The sequence below is a fragment of the Labrys monachus genome (genome assembly GCF_030814655.1).
GTDB classification, from domain to species: Bacteria; Pseudomonadota; Alphaproteobacteria; order Rhizobiales; family Labraceae; genus Labrys; species Labrys monacha.
In genome coordinates, this window is sequence record NZ_JAUSVK010000001.1 from 5,723,005 (window position 1) to 5,740,179 (window position 17,175).

Sequence of the window (17,175 nt, forward strand, 5' to 3'; positions counted from 1 at the left end):
TCCTACCATGCATAGCGGATGCCGCCCGATCCCGACATGCCGTGGGCGCTCTTCGCGAAATCGCCCTTGAACTTGCCGTAGACGGACCAGCCCGTGCCACTGACGATATTGATGCCCGCCTCCACCCGCGCCGAATCGCGGGGGGCGGCGGCGCCGTAGACGATATAGTCATAGCCGGGCGCCGCGGCGAAGCTGCCGTTGATCGAGCGGAACCGCTCGAATTCATGCACCCACGACGCCCGGACGAAGGGTTCGACATAGAAGGCGCCGGAAACGTCGAACCGGGTGTCGAGCTGCGCGCCGAGGAAGCTCGGCACCGAGGCGACCGTCCGACGGGCGTAATCGACGCCGAGGGTCCCCGGCGTGCCCTGCGGATGCTCGACATGGTCGTCCATCGTAAGGGACGAGAACTGCACGGCGCCGAACGGGGTCACCGAGAAGCCGCCGAAATCCTTCTTGTAGCCGAGCTCGGCCCGGCCGCTGACGGCATAGCCGCCGAAGCCGCTCGCCAGCTGGTCGGCAAAGCCGGGAACCGGGTTGATCACCGCATCGGTGCCCTGCAGCATCGCGTAGCGGTTGGTGTTGGCATGGAAATAATCGTAGCCGATCAGGCCGTTGGCATAGAACGAGCCCTGCCGCAGCGCGCCGTAGAAGGCGGCATGGCCGGTGCCGACATCGCCGGTGGTCGCCCGGGAATCGACGCTGAAGCCGGAGGTGCCGCCGCCCAGCGCCAGGCCGAGAAGGGCATCGGGGTCGACCTGATAGTCGAGGCCGGCGGCCATGCCGTGATCGTTGGTGTGCAGGCTGCCCGAGCCGACGACGGCATCGCCGCCGAAATTCGATCCGCCGGCATAGCCGGTGATCCAGGCGCGCCATGTGCGCGGATCGCACAGGCCCTGGCGGGCCGTCGGCCCGGCGCCCGGCTTGCCCTTGGTGCAGTCGCCGGTGACGTAGCCGGAAAGATCGGTGCTGTCGTCGGTGCGCCAGACGTCGGCCTGGTGCATGACGGCATTGATGAACTCGTCGGTGTCGTTGAAGAAGGTCTGCTCGGTGCCGGCCGTCCCCTCGCCGTCGAGCGAATTGTAGGTCGCGTTCAGGGCCGCCGCGTTGGGCTGATAGAACAATGCGGCCGCGAGCGGCACGAAGGCCGGCGCGTTCTGCACCGTCTGGATCTGGTTGATGGTCGAGCCGACGCTGATGCCGTTCTCGGTGAGGCCGCCCGGCGCGAAGGTGATCTTGGTGTCGAGGATGGCGTCGTACTGGTCGTAGAGGAGGCTGTAGGTGGCGACCGCGGACGGCGTGGCGTCGATCACCATGCCATTGTTGGTGACGCCCTCCCCGGTAGTGACGAAGGCGTGCTGGCTCTCGCCTGGCGTCGCATTGCCGGGATTGAGGATGTTGATCGCCAGCGTGCCGGCAAGGTTGGCGGTGCCGGTGACGTTGAGCACGTCGGTCGCCGGATCGAGGTCGAAATCCAGCATGTAGACGCCGCTGGCCGTCTGCTTGAAGGAGCCGGTCTCGTTGGTGGCATAGATCTTGTTGATGCCGCCCGGCGTCATGAAGCCTTCATTGGTGTAGAGGTCGCCCGACTGGCTGCCGAGGGCGAGCGTGCTGCCCATCACGAACCAGGCGTTCTGCTTGTTGTCGAAGGTGTTGGTGCCGGTCCCCAGATTCACATTGCCGGTGATGTAGTCGGTGTTGGTCACCGCCTCGTTGCCGGAGGTGCCGTAGACGGCCATGCCGTCGAGCCAGCCGGAGACGATCAGGTTCTTGTCGGCGTCGAAGGCGAGGCCGGTCGTCTGGCCGAGATCGGTGAGGACGCCGGCATTGCTCAGCGTGTTGGCCGCGCCGTCGAGGAAGCCGACGGCGGCGCCGGTTCCGGTGCCGCCGACGAGGGTGCTGCCGGCATTGACGGTGATCGCGATATTGCCGTTGGTGGCGCCGGCGCTCTGGGCGAGGATGGCGAACGAGCTCTGGCCCTCGGCGTAGATGCTGCCGGTCTGGTCGACGACGACGTTGCCGGCCGCCCCCGCCCCGCCCGCCGATCCGGCGAAGCCGATGCCGAGGCCGGCGTCGCTGACGAGGTCGGTGATGACCCCGGTGACCGGATCGGGCACGCCCCAATTCGTCGAGACGGTGCCGCTCGCCGCGTTGACGACGCCGCCGCCGCCGCCGATCGACTGGGCGAAGATGCCATGCGCATTGGCGCCCGCCGTCTGGATCAGGCTCGCCGTGTTGGTGACGCTCACCAGGCCGCCATTGCCGCCGGCGCCGGAATCGCCGCTGTCGGCCCAGAGCAGGCCGGTCGCCGCGGCGACATAGCCGCCGCCGCCGCCGACCGACTGGGCGAAGATCGCCGTCGAATTGGTGCCATAGGTCAGCAGGGTGCCGGAATTGGTGACCGTGACGGCGCCGCCGTCGCTGCCGACCCCGGAGTCGCGCCCGAAGGAGGCGAGGCCGGTGGCCTGGCCGGAAGCGCCGCCGCCGCCGCCGACCGATTGCGCCAGGATGGCGTCCGAATTCGCACCGGTGGTGACGATGCTGACGGTGAGCGGCGTGCCGCCGGTCTGCGTGAACGTCTCGCCGCCCGAATTGTCGATGGTCACCGCGCTGCCATTGCCGGCCGAGCCGCCGGCGCCGCCGAAGGTGACGGCGCCGAACGCATTGCCGCCGATGCCGCCGCCGCCGCCGACCGACTGGGCGAACAGGCCGTTGGAGAAGGCGCCGGCCGTGCTGACATAGCCGGAATTGCGGATGCCCGCCGTGCCGCCATTGCCGGCCGAGCCGCCGGCACCGCCGAGCTCGACCAGGCTCGGGGAGCCGATGATGTCGGCGTCGGCGGCGACATAGCCGCCGCCCCGGCCGCCGCCGCCGCCGACCGACTGCGAGACGATGCCGTTCGATTCGTCGCCCGCCGTGGCGATGTCGCCGGAATTGACGACGCCGACGGCGCCCCCGTCCCCGCCGGAGGCGCCGGAGCCGCCGAGGGTGACCAGAGCCAGACCGCCGCCGCCGCCCATGCCGCCGCCGCCGCCGACCGACTGCGCGTTGATGCCGTCCGAGAAGATGCCGGCCGTCGACAGGTAGGCGTAGTTGGTGACGTCGACGGTGCCGCCATTGCCGGCCGAGCCGCCCTCGCCGCCGATGTCGATGAGGCCGGAACCGGCGCCGCCCTGGCCGCCGCCGCCGCCGATCGACTGGGCGAAGATCGCTCCCGACGAGACCGCGCCCGTCGTCACGATGGCGCCGACGCTCATCTCTTCGGCGGTGGCCGACGAGGTGCCGTTGGTGACCTGCACCAGGCCGCCGTCGCCGGCGCTGCCGTCGTCATGGACGCCGAGGGCGTCCGCATAGGCGCCGCCGCCGATGCCGACGGTGCCGAGCAGGCCGGCGACGGAATTGCCGCCGCTGCCGCCGCCGCCGCCCACCGACTGGGCGAAGATGCCCCAGGAGAAGGCGCCCGCCGTCTGGATCTGGCCGGTATTGCCGACGGTCACCTGCGCGCCGTTGCCGGCCGCCCCGCCATAGCCGCCGATGGCGACCTGGAGGTTCTTGGCGATGCCGATGCCGCCGAACGGCTTCAGCGCCGTGGTGAGGTCGGCATAGGGATCGGGCACCAGGTCCTTCAGGCCGAGGATGCTGTTGCCGCCCTCGCCGCCGCCGCCGCCGATCGACTGGGCGAGGATGCCGTTGGCGGCCTGGCCCGAGGTGACGATGAAGCCGCTGTTGCCGACGTCGACGGTGCCGGCGTCGTTGCCGGTGCCGCCGAAGCCGCCCACGGCGAGATTGATGCCGATATTGTTGCCGACTTCCGGCGGCTTGGTGCACACGCCCGGCAGGGTGCAATTGGCCGTCAGCACCAGGGAGAGCGAATTGGCCTGGCCGCCATTGCCCCCGCCCCCGCCGATCGACTGGGCCTGGATGCCGTGCGAGCCGTCGCCGGTCGTCACGATGCCGCCGGACTGGGTCACCGTGACGTTGCCGGCGACATTGCCGCTGCCGCCGCTGCCGCCCACGGTCACCACCGCGTTGACGGTGCGCCCGACGGAAGCGCCGGAAAGCCCCATCACGCCGGCCATGCTGGAGCCGCCATTGCCGCCGCCGCCGCCGATCGACTGGGCGAGGATGCCCTGGGAGGCCGTTCCCGAGGTCGAGAGATAGCCGTCGGTGTCGGTCACCGCGACGTCGCCGCCGAGGCCGCCGGTGCCGCCGCTGCCGCCGACGGTGGCGCCGAAATTCAGCGTCGTGTCGGCGCCGCCATTGCCGATGACGACCGAACCGGCGAGGCCGCCGGTGCCGCCGCCGCCGCCGATCGACTGGGCGATGATCGCCTGCGACTGCAGGCCCGCGGTCACGATCGTGCCGGTGCTGCCGACCGTCACCTTGCCGGCGCTGTTGCCGGTGCCGCCGAAGCCGCCGAGGGTGGCGCTGAAGCGCTTGGCGCCGCCCTCCCCGACATTGCCGAACGCGCCGGAGATGGCCATGCCGCCATTGCCGCCGCCGCCGCCGATCGACTGCGCCGCGATGCCGGCCGAATAGTCGCCGGTGGTGCCGATGTCGCCGTTGCGGGCGATGGTGACCGCGCTGCCCGTGCCGCCGGCGCCGCCGAAGCCGCCCACCGTCACCGCGACGTCGGTGGAGTTGCCGGCGGGCGAGATGGCGCCGGAGACGCTGAGGCCGCCATTGCCGCCGCCGCCGCCGATCGACTGGGCGAGGACGCCGTCGGCGTGGTCGCCGCCGGTGGTGATGAGGCCCGTCGACGTCACGCCCACGGTGCCGGCGTCGCCGGCCTCGCCGCCGAAGCCGCCGAGGGAGAGCGAGACCGCCACCGTGCCGTCCGTCGGCGCCGAGGAGGTCAGCGTCGCCGCGGCGCTGAAGCCGCCATTGCCGCCGCCGCCGCCGATCGACTGGGCGAGGATGCCGTTGGAGCCGTCGCCCTTGGTCAGGATGTTGTCGAGGCTGGTGACGTCGACGGTGCCGGCATCGTTGCCGGTGCCGCCGAAGCCGCCGATGGAGACGCCGAAGCCCTTGGCGCTGTCCTCGCCGAGCGAGAGCGACAGGGCGCCGGAGAAGCCGCCGCTGCCGCCGCCGCCGCCGATCGACTGGGCGAAGATGCCGTTGGCGCTGGCCCCGTCCGTCTCGATGGTGGCGGTGTTGCCGGCGAGGGTGGCGCCGACATTGCTGTTCACGACGACGTTGCCGGCGGTCTCGCCATCGCCGCCGAAGCCGCCGACGCTGACGGCGGCCCCCGTGCTGGTCTCGTCGGCGACGCTGAGGCTGCCGGCGATCGACAAGCCGCCATTGCCGCCGCCGCCGCCGACCGACTGGGCAAAGATGCCGTTGGCCAGCGCGCCGAGAGTGAGGATGGTGCCGTCCGACGTCACCGAGACGTCGTTGCCGGTGCCGCCGTCGCCGCCGCCGCCGCCGACCGAGACCGCGAGGCTGAGGCCGGTCTGGCCGGAGGCGGAGGTCGCCGCCACGCTGGCGCCGCCATTGCCGCCGCCGCCGCCGATCGACTGCGCCAGGATGCCGTTGGAGCCGTCGCCGCTGGTGGCGATGTCGCCCGTGCTGGTGACGGTCGCCTTGCCGGCGGTGGAACCGGTGCCGCCGAAGCCGCCGACGGACACGCCGAGCGAGCCGCCCTTGCCGAAATCGACGCCGAGCGCCCCGGCAAAGCCGCCATCGCCGCCGCTGCCGCCGATCGACTGCGCCACGATGGCGGAGGACTGCTCGCCCAAGGTGGTGATATCGCCGGTGCTGGCGATGGTGACGTCGCCCGCCGAGGCGGCGTCGCCGCCGCTGCCGCCGACCGTCACGGCGAGCGTCGCGTCCTCGCCGCCGACGGCGAGGCTGCCGGCCACGGCGAAGCCGCCATTGCCGCCGCCGCCGCCGATCGACTGGGCGAGGATGCCCGAGGACAGGTCGCCGGCCGTGCCGATCGTGCCAATGCTGGTGACCTCGACGTCGCCGGCCTTGCCGCCGTCGCCGCCCGGGCCGCCGACCGCCGCGCTCAGCGCCGCGCCGTTGCCGAAGGTGGCGGCGGCCGCCACCGCGAAGCCGCCATTGCCGCCGGAGCCGCCGAGCGACTGGGCGAGGATGCCCGAGGACAGCGTGCCGAGGGTGGTGATGGCGCCGGTGCTCGTCACCGTGACCGCGCCGGCCTGCCCGCCGTCGCCGGCGCCGCCGCCCACCGCGACGCCGGCCGAGGCGCCCTTGCCGACGGTGATGGCGGCCGACACGGCGAAGCCGCCATTGCCGCCGGAGCCGCCGAGGGATTGCGCCTGGATGCCGGAGGACAGGGTGCCGAACGTCACGATGTCGCCCGTGCTGGTGACCTCGACGTCGTCGGCGGAGGAGCCGCCGCCGCCGTCGCCGCCGACCGCGACGCTCGCGCCCACGGCCGCATCGGCGATGGCGAGGCTGCCGGAGACGGCGAAGCCGCCATTGCCGCCGCCGCCGCCGATCGACTGGGCGAGGATGCCGCTGGAGAGAGCGCCGAAGGTGGTGATCGCGCCGGTGCTGTCGACCGTGACCTTGCCGGCCGAAGAGCCCGAGCCGGCATTGCCGCCGACCGCCGCCGACAGCGAGGCCTTGCCGCCGCCCGACAGCGAGAGGCCGAAGCCGCCATTGCCGCCGCCACCGCCGATCGACTGCGCCAGGATGCCCGAGGACAGGTCGTCATAGGTGGTGATGTCGCTGATCGTCACGTCGCCGCTGGTGACCGTCACGTCGCCGGCATTGCCGCCGCCGCCGCCGGCGCCCCCGAGGCTCAGGCCGAGCGCGGCGGTGCCGCCGAGCGCCACCGAGCCGCTGAAGCCGCCATTGCCGCCGCCGCCGCCGATCGACTGCGCGACGATGCCGGCCGAGCTGCTGCCGCCGGCCACCCATTTGCCGCCGACGACCGAACCGGTGCCGGTGACGATGGCGCCGTTGCTGCCGACCGTGACCGCGCCGGCATTGCCGCCGGAGCCGGCGCTGCGGCCGATATTGGCCGTGAGCCCGGCCTCGCCGCCGAGGTCGAAGCCGACGCTGGAGCCGCCATTGCCGCCGCCGCCGCCGATCGATTGCGCCAGGATGGCGTTGGCATCGCTGCCATAGGTGGTGATCGCCCCGGTATTGGTCACCGCGACGAAGGAGGCGTTGCCGCCGTCATTGCCGAGGCCGCCGACGCCGACGGTGACCGCCGCCGTCGCCGCCAGCCCGATGGAGCCGGCGAAGCCGCCATTGCCGCCGCCGCCGCCGATCGACTGGGCGGCGATGCCGTTGGAGCCGTCGCCGGCGGTCTGGATCACGCCGGTGCTGGCGACGGTGACGCTGCCGCTGTCCGAGCCGAGGCCACCCTTGCCGCCGATGGTGACGCCGGCCGCCCCCTCCAGCGCCGCCGAACCGGAAAGGGCGAGGCCGCCATTGCCGCCGCCGCCGCCGATCGACTGGGCGAGGATGCCGTCGGAAAGGTCGCCATAGGTGGTGATGTTGCCGGCGATGGCGTGGCTGCCATTGGTGACCTCGACGCTGCCGGCCCCGGAGCCGGCGCCGCCCTGGCCGCCGACCGCGGCCGAAAGGGCGATCGAGCCGCCGGCGGCCAGGGACGCGCCGAAGCCGCCATTGCCGCCGCTGCCGCCGATCGACTGCGCCACGAGCCCCGAGGAGAGATCGCCCAGCGTGGTGACGTCGCCGAAACTGTCGAGAACGACGGCGCCGGCCGTGGCGCCGCCACCGCCCGAGCCGCCGACCGCGACGCCGAGCGAAGCGCCTTCGCCGACAGTGATGCTGCCCGCTGCCGCGAAGCCGCCATTGCCGCCGCCGCCGCCGATCGACTGGGCGAGGATGCCGGCGGAGAGGGGCCCGCCGGTGACGATATCGCCGGTGCTCGTCACCGTCACGCCGCCCGCGGTTCCGCCGCCGCCGCCGGCGCCGCCTACGGCAGCGCTGAGGTCGGCGCCGGCGCCGAGCGTGAGGGCGCCCGCCGCGGCGAAGCCGCCATTGCCGCCATTGCCGCCGATCGACTGCGCCAGGATGCCGGCGGAGAGCGCGCCGCCGATGGTGAGGTCACCCGTGCTGGTGACGCCGACGTCGCCCGCCGTGCCGCCGTCGCCGGCACCCCCGCCGACGCTGACGCCGGCGGCGGCGCCTTCGCCGAACGACAGGGCGACGGAGACGGCGAAGCCGCCATTGCCGCCGCCGCCGCCGAGCGACTGGGCCTGGATGCCGGAGGACATCGTGCCATAGGTGGTGATCGCGCCGGTGCTGGTCACGGTCACCTTGCCGGCCGACGAGCCGTCGCCGGCGCTGCCGCCCACGCCGACGCTGGCGCCCGCGCCTTCGCCCGTCAGGCTGCCGGAGACGGCGAAGCCGCCATTGCCGCCGCCGCCGCCGATCGACTGCGCCAGGATACCGCTGGAAAGATTGCCGAAGGTGGTGATCGCCCCGGTGGAGGTGACGGTGACCTTGCCGGCCGACGATCCGGAACCGGCCTTGCCGCCGATCGTCGCCGAAAGCGAGACATTGCCGGCACCCGAGAGATCGATGCCGAAGCCGCCATTGCCGCCGCCCCCGCCGATCGACTGCGCCACGATGCCGCCGGACAGGTCGTCGAAGGTGGTGATGTCGCTGACCGTGACGTCGCCGCTGGTGACCGTCACGTCGCCGGCATTGCCGCCGCCGCCGCCGGCGCCGCCCAGCGTGAGGCCGAGGGCGGCCGTCCCGCCGATATCGAGCGCCCCGCTGAAGCCGCCATTGCCGCCGCCGCCGCCGATCGACTGCGCCACGATGCCGGCGGCGTTGCTGCCGCCCGCGACCCACTTGCCGTCGACCACCGACCCGCTGCCGGTGACGATGGTGCCGTTGCTGCCGACGGTGACCGCGCCGGCATCGCCGCCCGAGCCGGCGCTGCGGCCGATGGCGAGGGAGAGGCCGGCCTGGGCGCCGAGCGCCAGCCCGACGCTGGAGCCGCCATTGCCGCCGCCGCCGCCGATCGATTGCGCCAGGATGGCGTTCGCATTGCTGCCGCGCGTGGTGATCGCGCCGGTGCTGGTGACCTTGACGAAGGCGGCATCGCCGCCGTCGGCGCCCTTGCCGCCGACGCCGATCGTCATCGCCGCGTCGGAGAGCGCCACCGAACCGGCAAAGCCGCCATTGCCGCCGCCGCCGCCGATCGACTGGGCGAAGATACCGTTGGAATCGTCGCCGGCGGTATAGAGGCCGCCCGTGGAGGTGACGGTCACGCCCGCGCTTTCCGAGCCGACGCCGCCGCTGCCGCCCACGGTGATGCCGGCAGCGCCGTCCAGCGCCGCCGCGCCGGAAAGGGCGAAGCCGCCGTCGCCGCCGCCGCCGCCGATCGACTGGGCGAAGATGCCGTCCGAGAAGTCGCCATAGGTGGCGATGGCGCCCGTCGAGGTGACGGTCACGGTGCCGGCCGTCGCGCCGGCGCCGCCGCCGCCGCCGATGGAGGCGGACAGCGCGACGCCGCCGCTGCCGCTCAGGCTGGCGCCGAAGCCGCCATTGCCGCCGCCGCCGCCGATCGACTGGGCGATGATGCCGCTCGACAGGTCGTCGAAGGTGGTGATGCTGCTGGCGGCGACGTCGCCATTGGTGACCTCGACGCTCCCGGCCTTGCCGCCGGTGGCGCCGCTGCCGCCGAGGGAGACGCCGAGCGCGGCCTCGCCGCCGATGGCGAGCGCCCCGCTGAAGCCGCCATTGCCGCCGCCGCCGCCGATCGACTGCGCCACGATGCCGGCGCTGCCGGAACCGGTGCCCGCCGGCACGGCGTCGCCGTCGACCAGCGTGTAGGCGCCGGTGACGATGGCGCCGTTGCTGCCGACCGTCACGGCATCGGCATCGCCGCCCGATCCGCCCTTGCGGCCGATCGCGACTGTGAGCCCGGCGCCGCCGCTGAGCGCGACGCCGATGGCGGAGCCGCCATTGCCGCCGCCCCCGCCGATCGACTGGGCGAGGATAGCGTCGGACATGCTGCCCGTCGTGAAGATGGCGCCGTCATTGGTGACGTCGACGGTATCGGCCTTGCCGCCGGCGCCGCCGGTGCCGCCGACGCTGATGCCGAGGGAGACGCCGGTCGCCAGCGAGGCCGCGCCGGCAAAGCCGCCATTGCCGCCGCCGCCGCCGATCGACTGGGCGACGAGGCCGCTGGAGCCGTCGCCGGCGGTCGCGATCTGGCCGGTGCTGTGGAGCGTCACCGCGCCGCCGTCGGCGCCGGCGCCGCCGCTGCCGCCGATGGCGACCGCGGCCGAGCCGAGCCCGCCGACCGTGAAGGCGCCGGAAATGCTCAGGCCGCCATTGCCTCCGCCGCCGCCGATCGACTGGGCGAGGATGGCGTCGGACATGCTGCCCTGCGTCGTCACCATGCCGGTGCTGGTGACGGACACCGTGTTCCCGGCATTGCCGGTGCCGCCGCTGCCGCCGAGCGCAACGGAGAGCGAGCCGGACACGGGCTCCACCGGAAGCGTGCCGCTGAAGGCGGCGGCGAAGCCGCCATTGCCGCCGCCGCCGCCGAGCGACTGCGCGACGATGCCGGCCGAATTGTCGCCCTTGGTCAGGATATTGTTCGACTGCGTGACCGTCACCGTGCCGGAATGGCCGGCGCTGCCGCCGCCGCCGCCGAGCGCGACGCCGGCCGAGATGCCGCCGGAGAGGGCGAGGGCACCGGCGAAGCCGCCATTGCCGCCGCCACCGCCGATCGATTGCGCGAGGATGCCGGTGGCATTGTCGCCGTCCGTCTCGAGCGTGGCGTCGGCCGGACTGCCGTTGGGATTGGGGTTCGACGGAGAAGCGCTGACGATGACGTCGCCGGCATTGCCGCCGGTACCGCCGGCCGCACCGAAGGCGAGGCCGACATTGCCGACGGCCGAGACCTGGCCTGCGATGGCGAAGCCGCCATTGCCGCCGCCGCCGCCGACCGATTGCGCCACGATGCCGGCCGAATTGCTGCCCTGCGTCCAGATATTGCCGGCGCTGGTGACCGTCACCGCGCCGCCATTGCCGCCGCCGCCGGCCGGCGCGCCCAGGCCGACCGATGCGCCGGCGATGCTGACGCCGGCCGAGACCGCGAAGCCGCCATTGCCGCCGCCGCCGCCGATCGACTGGGCGAAGATCGCGGTCGAATTGTCGCCTGCCGTCGTGACCTCGCCGGTGCTGGAGACGATCACCGTACCGGCACCGCCGCCGGTGTCGCCCTGGCCGCCGAGGGTGACGGGGACGCTGATGGCCCCGACCGCGGCGGCGATCGCCATGCCGCCATTGCCGCCGCCGCCGCCGACCGACTGGGCGAAGATTCCGTCCGAATTCCGGCCGCTCGTGGCGATATTGGCGGCGGTGCCCGTCCTGCTGTCGCCGCTGGTGACGGTGACGTCGTCACCGGCGCCGCCGCCGCCTCCGACGCCGCCGATGCCGAAGGCGATGCTGCCGAGGCCGACGCCGGCAGCGACCGAATCGCCGCCATTGCCGCCGCCCCCGCCGATCGACTGCGCGAAGATCGCGGTGGAATTGTCGCCCGCCGTGGTGATGCCGGCGAGATTGTCGATGCTCACCGTGCCGGCGGCGCCACCGTCGCCGGCATTGCCGCCCACCGCCAGGGACAGGGTGACGGCGCCGACGCTGCCGGCCACGGCGAGGCCGCCATTGCCGCCGCCCCCGCCGATCGACTGCGCGAAGATGCCGTCGGAAAGGTTGCCATGCGTTTCGATGGTGCCGTTGGTGGCGACGCTGACATTGCCCGCGTCGCCCCCCTTGCCGCCGGTGCCGCCGAGGGCGATGCCCGCCGCGATGGGGCCGGCGGTGGCGCTGAGGGCGAAGCCGCCATTGCCGCCGCCCCCGCCCACCGACTGGGCGAAGATGCCGGCCGAGCGGTCGCCCCAGGTGGTGATCGAGGCGATGTCGAGCGGGTCGGACGAACGGTCGACTTCGACATTGCCGCCGGCATTGGCGGTGCCGCCGGAACCGCCAATGGTCAGGTTTATGCCGACGCCGATGCCGAGGGCGTTGCCGCCATTGCCGCCGCCGCCGCCGACCGACTGCGCGAAGATGCCGTCGGAATCGGTGACATCCGACGAATGGCCCGAATTCCTGGCGGCGAGGCCGGTGACGATCGACCCGCCGCTGACCACGACGACATTGCCGCCCTGGCCGCCCTTGGCGCCGGAGCCGCCGACGGTGAAGAAGCTCAGGCCGCCGAGGCCGTCGCTGGCGCCGCCATTGCCTCCGCCGCCGCCGACCGACTGCGCGAAGATGCCGTCCGAAAAGGATTGGTCGGTGGTGATCGAGCCGGTATTCGTCACGGTGACGACGCCGCTGTTGCTGGCCGCCGAGCCGGAGCCGCCGATCGAGGCGAAGCCGCTGGTCGAGCCGCCGTCGCCGCCGCCGCCGCCGATCGACTGGGCGAAGATGCCGGTCGAATTGAAGCCGTGGGTCTCGATCTGGCCGCCATTGGCGGCGTTCACGTCGCCGCCGGCGCCACCCGCCCCGCCGGTGGAACCGAGGGCGACGAGGCCGCCGGTGCTGTTGCCCTGCCCGCCGCCGCCGCCCACCGACTGGGCGAGGATGCCGTCGGCGTGGTCGCCGCTGGTGATCAGATGGCCGTTGTTGGTCGCGTCCGCCTCGCCGGCATCGCCGCCCGAGCCGCCGTCGCCGCCCGAGGCGGCGATGCCGCCGGCGCTGCCGCTGTTGCCGCCGCTGCCGCCGATCGACTGGGCGAGGATGGCGTGGGAATTGGTGCCGGCCGTGCTGACGGTGGCGCCCTCGTCAACCTGGGCGCTCGCCTTCTTGCCCTGTCCGGCGCCCGCCGCGCTGCCGCTGCTGGCGACGATGCCGCCGGCATCCCCCCCCGAGCCGCCATGGCCACCCTGGCTGAGGGCGGCGACGCCGACGGCGTTGTCGCCGGTGGTCGTCAGCGTGCCGCCGGCATATTCCGCCGTCGCATTGCCGGCCGCACCGCCGAGGCCGCCGTCGCCGCCGCTGGCCGACGCCGCACCCTCGGAGCCGCCGCCGTCGCCGCCATGCCCGCCGATGGACTGGGCGACGACGCCATAGGCATTCGCCACCGTGATATTTCCCGTGGCCGAGACGGTGACGTCGCCGCCATTGCCGCCATTGCCGCCATGGGCGCCGCCGCCGCCGAGATAATAGGTGCCGCCACTGCCGCCGCTGCCGCCTTGGCTGACGGCGATGACGCCGGCCTGGCCCGACGTCGTCAGCGTCTGCGGCGTGCCGACATAGGTCAGATGGAGGCCGCCCCCGGCATCGAGGCCGGGCCCGCCGGACTTGATCGTCAGCGTGCCCCCGCTGCCGCTGGCCCCCAGCGTGATGACGAGGTCGCCCTGCTGGTTCGTCGTCACCGTGGCGTCGATGGTCGTCGTCGTGGTCGTGTATTTGACCGGGTCGCTGTCCTTGACCGGGACCTTGATCGCCTGGGAATATTGGGTGCTGGAAACCGGCGTCAGGATTTCGATGCTGCCATCGCTGAAATTGATGGTGACGACGCCGTTCGCATCGGTGGTCGGCGTGCCGACGACGGTCACGCCGCTGCTGCCCGAACCGCCGCTGCCGCCCGAACTCGGCGACACGAACAGGGCGCCGTCATGTCCGCCGCCGCCGCCGCCGCCGTTCTGGAACAGGCCGACCTGCCCGTTCACGGCGGTGGTGAGGCTGTTGACGTTGAGGGTCGTCGGTCCGGCGTCGACATGCACCCCGTTGGGGATCTGGCTGCCCGTGCAGGTCTCGACGCTGCCGGAGACCGAGCAATTGTCGGCCGAGGCGGGAGAAGCCGGCAGGATCAGCGCCACGGCGAAGGCGAGGAAAGCGAGCAGCGGCCGCCTCGCCCCCTGCGCGCGAGCAAGGGCCTGCCCAGACCTGCGGTCGTTCGGAGCCATACTCAATTCCCGCCTCGTTCAGCCGATGACGCCGGTGATCCAGGCACCAGGGCTCGTCCCATGCCGGACGTCACGCCGTCGGCGGCTGGGGACAAATATCGATATCGAAAGAAATTCGTTCTCGAAGAAGCTCGCTCCGATCGAACGCCCGCGCCTCCGGCCGTTCGATCACCGCACCGCCCCCCCGCATGGCGACGACCCGGCCTGATCACGCTTATCGTCGGCCGACGACTAAAGCCATAACGTTGAGATTTCAGCGGAGAATTGTTGTAAACTGTTGCACAAAAACAACTTACCTAGAGGAATAAAGAGAAATAAACTTGCGCCGTATTTTCGCCGCCCGGATTGCCGGGCGCCCGGGTCGGCAGTGTGTCTATCGCCGGACAGGCTCCAGACTTCCGCTGCCAAATCCTTCCGGGAATCGAGCAGAAGTTCCCGGCGGCACCCGGATGCATTGCTTCATGCACGAGACCGGACCGGGCTGTAGAGCCCGATGGCCGAGCGGACTGCGCCTGTACACGAACACCGCCGGTGAAAGCATCGCCAAGACGTTCCACGATGGCGCGGCCCCTCCAAGCCTCCGGAGCCGGGCCGCCTTGCGACGGCACGCCGGATCGGCGAGGGGCAGGCCGCAGAGCGATGCGCCCGCCTCTCAATAGGGCGGGGAGTTCACCCAGACGACGCGTGCGACGACGGTGCCGATGTTGCGGTAGCTGTGCGGCAGCGAGGACTGGAAGAAGAAGGAGCCGCCGGCCCCGATCACCACCGAGGTGCCGTCGACCACCAGCTCGATGGTGCCCTCGACGACATAGCCCACCTCCTCGCCCTCGTGCCGGAGGATGCCGTTCGACCCGCCCCCCGGCGGCACGACATGGACGTTGGCGTTGAGCGTGCGGCCCTCGGCATAGGGGATCATGCGCTCGAAGCTCGCCAGCGGCGGGCCGGAGCCGTGCCTCTCCATGGCGAGAACCGGCCTCTCGCCGTTGCGGTAGACGGTGAGCGGCTGGGCCGGCGTGTCGCTGAACAGCGCCTGCACCGGCGTGCCCAGCGCCTCGGCGAGCCGGTGGAGCATGTGCAGGGACGGGTCCGTGCGGTCGTTCTCCACCTTGGACAGCATGCTCTCGGAGCAGCCGATCGCGGCCGCGACATCCTTGAGGCGCAGGCCCTTGAGATGGCGCAGGTGACGCAGATGCTTGCCGAGGGACGCCGCATCCGCTTCCTCGCGCGCCGGTCTCGCCATACCCGTTTCATTCCTTCCGACAGGGCGCCCGTATCCGCTTGAACGGCCGTCCCGCGCATCCTGCCCAAAAAAGCACGGGGTTGCAGATAAATTGGCCATGCAGAGCGCGGTTTTTCGATTGACCGGCCAAGCGGCTTTCTTATCATTCAAGTGAATTCAAGTCGACGCGACAGGCATATGACCATCTTGGCCGGGATCCGGGATCGAAGACAAGACCCCGACGCGGCCGGTTTCGTTCCTGAGGGGGATCCATCATGAAGAACAACCGCAATCGCAGTGTGAGCCGGCGCTTCCTCCTGAAGGCGAGCGCCTCGGCCGCAGCCCTGGCGCTGCTGGCGCCGCTCGGCGCGGGGCCTCTGGGCGTCGCGCCGGCGCTGGCGGACGAGCCCGTCAAGGGCGGCGTGCTCAAGCTCGCCTTCTCGGCCGATCCGGCCGGCTTCGACCCGGCGCGCGGCCCGAGCGGCATGTCGCATGTGGTGATCGAGCAGATCTATTCGACGCTGATGTCGCTCGACCCCGACGCCAAGCCCTATCCCGACCTCGCCGAGCGCTACGACATGGCGCCGGACGGCAAGAGCTACACCTTCTACCTGCGCAAGAGCGTCAAGTTCCACAACGGCGCCGAGCTGACGGCGGAGGACGTCAAGTTCACCTTCGACCGGCTGCGGGCGCCGAACAGCGGCTATTCCTACGCCTCGCAGGTCGAGACGATCGCCTCGGTCGAGGTCGTCGATCCCCATACCGTCACCTTCAAGCTGACCAAGCCGACCGGACCGTTCCTCGTCTACATGGCGTTCCCCGGCTCCTCGATCGTGCCCAAGGCGCTGGTCGAATCCGGGCATGACCTCAATGCCCAGCCCGTCGGCAGCGGACCGTTCAAATTCATCTCCTACCAGCCCCGCTCGCTGATCGCCTTCGAGCGCAACGCCGATTTCTACGAGCCCGGCAAGCCGTATTTCGATGCCATCGAGATGCATCTCATCGCCGACGTCACCGCCCTCACCAACGCGCTGATCTCGGGCACGGTCAACTTCTCCAACGAGATCCCGCCGAAGGACTGGGCGACGATCTCGGCCACGCCCGGCCTCACCGGCCAGACGCTCGAAGGCTCGCGCTATTACTGGCTGCTGCCCAACAACACCCACGTGCCGCTCGACAATCCGAAGGTGCGCCAGGCCATCGCCCATGCCCTCGACCGCCAGGCGATCGTCGCCGGCACCTTCTTCGGGCAGGCGACGCCGATCACCGGCGGCGTCATCCCCAAATGGAACTGGGCCTATGCCGACCTGAACACCTTCGCGCTGCGCGGCGACGTCGCCAAGGCCAAAGCCCTGCTGGCCGAGGCCGGCCATCCCGACGGCTTCGAGACGTCGCTGACCATGGCGTCCTCCTTCCCGGCGATGATGTCGATGGCGCCGATCATCCAGGCCAATCTGGCGGCCGTCGGCATCAAGGCCACCATCTCGACGATGGAGATCCCGCGCTACTGGGACGAGGTGTGGGGGCCGAGCAAGTTCGACATGACGGCGATGTACTGGGTGAGCCCGCTCGCCGATCCCGACGATTTCGTCACCAACAACTACCGCTGCAACACCGGCATCAACGTGCAGAAGAGCTGCTCGCCCGACATGGACGCCGTGCTCGACGAAGCCAAGTCCGGCACCACGCTCGAGGCGCGCAAGGCTGCCTACAAGCGCCAGCAGGAATTGTCGCTCGAGCAGATGCCGATCGTGCCGCTCGTCAATGCCTGGATCCTCACGGCCCACACCGACAAGCTGCAGAACTACAAGCCGATGCGCACCGGCTTCCTGAAAACGATCAAGGACGCCTGGCTCGCCGCCTGAGCGCCGTGCTGTCCCCGGAGCGATCGCCGATGGAGATCCGGGTCGTCCCATGCGCGCTGCACCCTGCAAGGGTGCGGCGCAGACGCGGGACCGCTGCCAGAAGGAGCTTCTTCCCACGGCCGATCCCGGATCCGCGCGGCATCACGCGGGTACGACATCGCGTCCGGGATGACCTGAACTTTCCAAATGCGACCGCCCCGCGTGCCGTCCC

3 protein-coding genes are annotated in these 17,175 nt (G+C 71.8%); 1 reads left to right on the forward strand and 2 read right to left on the reverse strand.

Annotation, left to right across the window (positions count from 1 at the left end; all coding sequences use genetic code 11):
* Window positions 1–2: 2 nt before the first annotated feature.
* Window positions 3–13,880, reverse strand: coding sequence for a hypothetical protein (locus J3R73_RS26170; protein ID WP_307434178.1), 13,878 nt, complete (start codon window positions 13,878–13,880; stop codon window positions 3–5).
* Window positions 13,881–14,532: 652 nt separating this feature from the next.
* Window positions 14,533–15,120, reverse strand: a complete 588-nt coding sequence (locus tag J3R73_RS26175) for a helix-turn-helix domain-containing protein (RefSeq protein WP_307434180.1) — start codon at window positions 15,118–15,120, stop codon at window positions 14,533–14,535.
* A 254-nt stretch (window positions 15,121–15,374) separates the two neighbouring features.
* On the opposite strand from J3R73_RS26175, the gene J3R73_RS26180 reads away from it, so the two are divergent.
* Window positions 15,375–16,964, forward strand: coding sequence for an ABC transporter substrate-binding protein (locus tag J3R73_RS26180; RefSeq protein WP_307434182.1), 1,590 nt, complete (start codon window positions 15,375–15,377; stop codon window positions 16,962–16,964).
* Window positions 16,965–17,175 lie beyond the last annotated feature (211 nt).